Origin of the sequence: Draconibacterium sp. (genome assembly GCF_041583095.1) — a bacterium.
In the GTDB taxonomy this organism is placed as follows: Bacteria; Bacteroidota; Bacteroidia; order Bacteroidales; family Prolixibacteraceae; genus Draconibacterium.
This window is the reverse complement of record NZ_JBFHGM010000443.1, coordinates 1-1,730: the sequence shown is the minus strand read 5'-3', so window position 1 is coordinate 1,730 and position 1,730 is coordinate 1. Positions and strand designations below refer to the sequence as shown.

Below are 1,730 nucleotides of genomic sequence, written 5' to 3'. Positions count from 1 at the left end.
TTTTTTGACCAAAGAACTCGGTATCGATACACTTAAACTTTGGGGACTCGATAACGATTTTCAGCGGGCCAAGCCTGCCATTATCGAAAATCCCGAGATTATTCAGCGCCTTACGTATTCCGAAGCCAGTGAGCTGGCGTATTTCGAACACTACTCTTTTCATCCGCGAACGGTAGAACCGCTGGAACATGCGCATATCCCGATCCAGGTACTAAGTCCGGATACGCCCGATGGCGAAGTACAAACCGTTATCAACACCGAGACATATATTGAAGAGCAGATTGTAAAAAGTGTAGCCTGTACCGACGATATTTCGCTGCTGAAGCTCGACGGGCCGGGCGTTGGTTTAAAACCGGGTATCCTGGCAAAAGTTACCAACCAGTTAAACGATGCCGGACTAAACATTAAGTCGGTGATCACCTCGCAAACATCAATCAATTTTATTTTAAGCAAAGAAAATGGTGCAAAAGCACTAAAACTCGTGCACAAATTGGGCTTTTCGGCTGTTACTGATATCAAAGTGGTGAACGACGTGGCGCTGATTGGTATTGTAGGTCACGGAATGCAACAGGCTTATGGCGTGTCGGCGAAGATATTTACTGCTGTGGCTAACAATAAAATTAATGTAATACTAAGCGGCTCCGGAGCATCCGACCTTGTAAGCTATTTGGTGGTTCAGGAATCCGACAAAGAAAAAAGTGTAAGAGAAGTTTATAAGGCTTTTTTCTAGTAATAAATAGAATTGTTACAATTATTAAAGAATGATTTTACCCTTTTGGCTGTCACCATTTTCCCATAAAAAGGGAAAAAAGGATAATGCAAAGTATCTGCAAAACTTTATTTGCAGAGGCTTCCATTAAAGCGTTCTTCCCTTGTAAGGGGAGATGCTGACAAGCAGAGGGGTAAAGAAAAAATCTCAACAAGTTTCTAACTCAAAAAATTATAACAAAATGACAACTCAAAAATTAAATTTCGAAACACTGCAATTACACGCAGGACAACAACCTGATTCAGCAACCAACTCGCGTGCTGTGCCAATTTACCAAACATCGTCGTACGTGTTTAACGATGCCGATCATGCGGCTAATTTGTTTGCCCTTAAAGAATTTGGCAACATTTACACACGTATTATGAACCCAACTTCGGATGTGTTTGAGCAGCGTATTGCAGCGCTCGAAGGGGGAGTGGCAGCACTTTCAGTGTCATCGGGGCACGCCGCGCAGTTCCTGGCACTGAACAATATCCTGGATATTGGCGACAACATTGTTTCATCGCCATATTTGTACGGCGGAACTTACAACCAATTTAAAGTTACTTTTAAACGACTGGGAATTGAAGCCCGCTTAACCGAAGATTTGGAAGCAGCGTCGTTCGAGAAACTGATTGACGAGAATACAAAAGCCATTTACCTTGAAACCATTGGAAATCCGGGATTTGTAATTCCTGATTTTGATGCGATTGCAGCAGTGGCCAAGAAATACGATATCCCGTTTATTGTTGACAATACTTTTGCCGGCGGTGGCTACTTATTCCGTCCGATCGAGCATGGTGCCGATATTGTTGTGGAATCGGCAACCAAATGGATTGGCGGCCACGGAACCAGCATTGGCGGTGTAATTGTTGACGCCGGAACCTACAACTGGGGTAACGGTAAATTCCCTGGTTTCACCGAGCCTTCTGAAGGTTATCACGGTTTGAAATACTGGGATGTGTTTAATTTCGACGGGCCA

General features: G+C 43.6%; 2 protein-coding genes. Both read left to right on the top strand.

What is annotated here, in order from left to right; genetic code table 11:
• The coding region (locus ABZB17_RS22375; protein ID WP_372653876.1) for an ACT domain-containing protein at positions 1 to 730 on the top strand (730 nt) is incomplete at its 5' end.
• 220 nt (positions 731 to 950) lie between these two features.
• Positions 951 to 1,730, top strand: a 780-nt coding sequence (locus tag ABZB17_RS22370) for an O-acetylhomoserine aminocarboxypropyltransferase/cysteine synthase family protein (RefSeq protein ID WP_372653875.1), incomplete at its 3' end; no start/stop codon positions are given.